Genomic DNA, 3,402 nt, shown 5'->3' on the forward strand with positions numbered 1-3,402 from the left:
CTTCGATGTAGTTCCGGATGCTCGGCCCGTCGGCCAGGATCTTGGTGCCGATCCACGGGCGGAACCCGAACCCGAAGGTCAACATGTCCGAGTCGGACCGGATGCCCGGATACTTGAACAGATCCCAGGTACCGCCGACGTTGTCGCGACGTTCGATGATCGCGAAGCTGCGGCCGGTCCGCTCGCGAACGAGCTGACAGGCAGTGCCGATGCCGGAGAGGCCGGCGCCGATGATCAGTACGTCGACGTGTCGTGTCGTCATGACAGAGTTCCATCCTGGTGAGCGATCAGGTAGTCGCGGTCGTCGGGTTCGGTGAGCAGGGTGGTCATCGTCTTGCGGTCGAAAGGCCACAGGTCGATGGTGTTTTCCTCGGTGAAGTACCAGGAGTTGCACCCGGTGTTCCACACGGTCGGGCCCATGGCGTCCGCGACGGAGTCGTTGAACCGGACGGTGGCCTCCTCGGTCACCTCCACGGTGTCGAACTCGTTGTCGCGGAAGCGTTTCAGCCACTGCGTGATGTAGCGGGCAGTCAGTTCCGCGGAGTACTGCAGCGAGATCGATCCGGTGGGCGAGTTCGGGCCGAGCACGGTGAACAAGTTCGGGAAACCGGGGATCGCGGTCATCCGGTAGGCGCGTGGCCCCTTCGCCCAGGCCTCGTCGATGCTCAGTCCGTCGCGGCCACGCAGGTTCATCGGGCGCATGTAGTTGTGTGGGTGGAAGCCGGTCGCGAAGACGATCACGTCGAGATCGTGGTGGGTGCCGTCGGCGGTGCGGATTCCGGTTTCGGTGATCTCGCTGATCGCGTCGGTCACCAACGCCGCGTTGCCGGCGCCGATCGCGCGGTGATAGGTGCCGGAGAGGACCTGCCGTTTGCAGAACGGCTCGTAGTCGGGAGTCAACGCCGCTCGTAGCTGTGGATCGCGCACCTGGGTGGTCAGCGACCATCGGGCGAACTGCTGCGCGGCGCGGCGTCGCCATGTCGGTTTCAACGCGATATCGGCGAGGATGCCCGAGCTCCACAACAGTGTGGAGTAGAGGCGCTGGTGCGCGGCGGGCGCGGCGGCGAGCAGCTCGGCCAGCAGTCGCGGCTGGGGCAGACCCATCGGAGCCCAGAGCACCCATTGGGGGGTGCGGGCGAACTGGGTCAACTTCGCGGCTCGCGGTTGCAGCGCGGAGACCACCTGAACGCCGGTGGACCCGCTGCCGATCACCGCGATGCGCTTGCCTGCGGTCTCGATCGCGTCGTCCCACCGGGCGGTATGGACCACCGCACCGGTGAACCGGTCGATTCCCGGGATATCGGGGGTGAAGGGGTGGTGCAGCACGCCGGTGGCGGCGATGACGAAGTCCGCCGTGATCTCTCGGCCGCCCGCGAGGGTGACGGTCCACCCGTCGGCGCCGTGAACGGCCTCGGTGACCTCACTGTTCAGTGCGAGATGATCGGTCAGACCGAACTGCTCGACCACATCGCGGTGGTAGCGCTGGATCTCGCCACCGGTGGCCCAGATCTGTGACCAGTCGGGTTTGGGTGCGAAGCCGAACTGATAGATCTGCGACGGAACATCGCAGGTCAGTCCGGGGTAGCGGTTCCAATGCCAGACCCCGCCGACATCGGAGCCCTTCTCCACGATCACGAAGTTCTCGAAGCCGGCCTGCTTGAAGATCACGCCGGCGGTGATCCCGGCGACGCCGGCGCCGATGATGACGATCTTCGGGTCACGCATGACGAACTCCCTTGTTCTGTCTCCATGCCTGGACTGACACATCATTCTACTAACGGAATGAAGTGTCACTCAACTTTGACGGAGGCTATCATCACAGGCGTGGTCGGACCAGAGGCACTCGGAGACAGACGCGCTCAGCGAGCGGAACGCATGCGCGAGGAAACACGCCGCGACATCATCGACGCCGCCTTCGACTGTTTCGCGACGAACGGCTACCACGACACCTCGATCGCCGACATCGCCACGCGGCTGGGGATCGGCCACGGCACCTTCTACCGGTATTTCCAGAACAAGCGCGACATCATCGACCACGTCGTGGACGACCTGTTCGGTCGCGTGCTGGAAGCCTTGGCGACCGACAACGCCCCCGCCGCCGCGGAAACCCTCGACGACTACCGCGCCCAGGTCGGCCGCATCGCCGACGGACTGACCGGCATCCTGTACTCCGACCCGCGCATTCCCCGGTTCCTGTTCACCGGGACGGTCGGTGTCGACGCCGAATTGAACAAACGAATGTTCAGCGTGCTCGACTCGGCCAACGCGCTCACGGCCGGCTATCTCGAACACGGGATCGAACGCGGGTACCTGCGCGCCGATCTCGATGTCGACCACACGGCGCAGGCTGTGATGGGCATGCTGCTGGCCGGGGTCATCGCCTGCGCCAGAGATGCCGGGGACCGGGGCAGCGCGGACGACAGTGGGCCGCCCGAACAGCAACGAGAGCTCAGTATCGCGATACAGCGGCTGATGTTCGACGGAATCGCCCGCTGACTCACCGCTCGCGCAGAATCCACCGATTCTTGCCCAGCGCTTTGGCCTGGTAGAGGCAGTCGTCGGCCTCGGCGAGCAGTTCGGAAACGCGTCTGCCGGTCAGCGGCGTCACCACCGCGCCGATGCTGACCGATACCGATATCGGCCCGTCGGGCAGGGCGAACGGATCGATCACCGCGGCGTGGAGCAGATCGATGGTCTTGCGCGCTCGGTCGACCGCGGACGGGGGGAGTACCACGATGAACTCGTCCCCGCCGAGGCGAGCGAGCAGCTCCTCATCGGTGCTCAAGCATCGCCGCAGGCGTTCGGCGAGCTCGACGAGGATCTGATCGCCCACGGCATGTCCGTAGGTGTCGTTGACCGCTTTGAACCCGTCGACGTCGAGTGCGCACACCGCCGCGCACTGTCCGGGGTGGGCGTCGCCGACGAGCGAGTGCAGCTCGGTGTGCAGGCCGCGCCGGTTGGTCAGGCCGGTGAGCGGGTCGTGGTGGGCCTGCCAGTGCAGGCGTTGCGCGGCGGTGTGCTGTTCGGTGAGGTCCTGGCCGAAGCCGAGCAGATAAGCCCGTTCGCCGTCGGCCGAGACGCACTGGGTGATCGTCCAGCCGACCCACCTGGTGGTTCCGTCGGGGCGAGGCTGTTCGCTTTCGAACCGCACGGCCCCCGAATCGTTGCCGGCGAGTTCGGCGAAGATGCGCCGGCGCTCGACGTCGGCGGTGTCGCCGGCCAGGTCGAAGCCGTCGAGTCCCCGTAGCTGGTCGAGCGAGTACCCCACCAGGCGTTCGAAGGCCGGATTGGCGTCGATGATGCGGCCTCGGGCGTCGCCGATGGACATGGCCACCGACGCGTGGCGGAACGCGATCTCGAAGCCGTCGGCGGCGTGCGGGGTCACCGACTCGGAGGTGAGAC

4 protein-coding genes are annotated in these 3,402 nt (G+C 66.2%); 1 reads left to right on the forward strand and 3 read right to left on the reverse strand.

The annotated features are described in order from the left end of the window. A partial coding sequence (locus ACFWF3_RS29135; protein ID WP_379316765.1) for an FAD-dependent oxidoreductase occupies positions 1-262 on the reverse strand: 262 nt, incomplete at its 3' end. Continuing rightward, positions 259-1,725, reverse strand: coding sequence for a flavin-containing monooxygenase (locus ACFWF3_RS29140; protein ID WP_379316767.1), 1,467 nt, complete (start codon positions 1,723-1,725; stop codon positions 259-261). The genes ACFWF3_RS29135 and ACFWF3_RS29140, both read right to left, overlap by 4 nt. A 150-nt stretch (positions 1,726-1,875) precedes the next feature. On the opposite strand from ACFWF3_RS29140, the gene ACFWF3_RS29145 reads away from it, so the two are divergent. Continuing rightward, positions 1,876-2,496: a TetR/AcrR family transcriptional regulator gene (locus ACFWF3_RS29145; protein WP_379316769.1), complete on the forward strand. Its 621-nt coding sequence runs from the start codon at positions 1,876-1,878 to the stop codon at positions 2,494-2,496. Between the two features lies 1 nt (position 2,497). Here the strand turns inward: ACFWF3_RS29145 and ACFWF3_RS29150 are convergent. Further along, positions 2,498-3,402: diguanylate cyclase domain-containing protein (locus ACFWF3_RS29150; protein WP_379316771.1), on the reverse strand; the 905-nt coding region annotated here is incomplete at its 5' end.

Origin of the sequence: Nocardia sp. NPDC060220 (assembly GCF_042727815.1) — a bacterium.
GTDB lineage: Bacteria > Actinomycetota > Actinomycetes > Mycobacteriales > Mycobacteriaceae > Nocardia.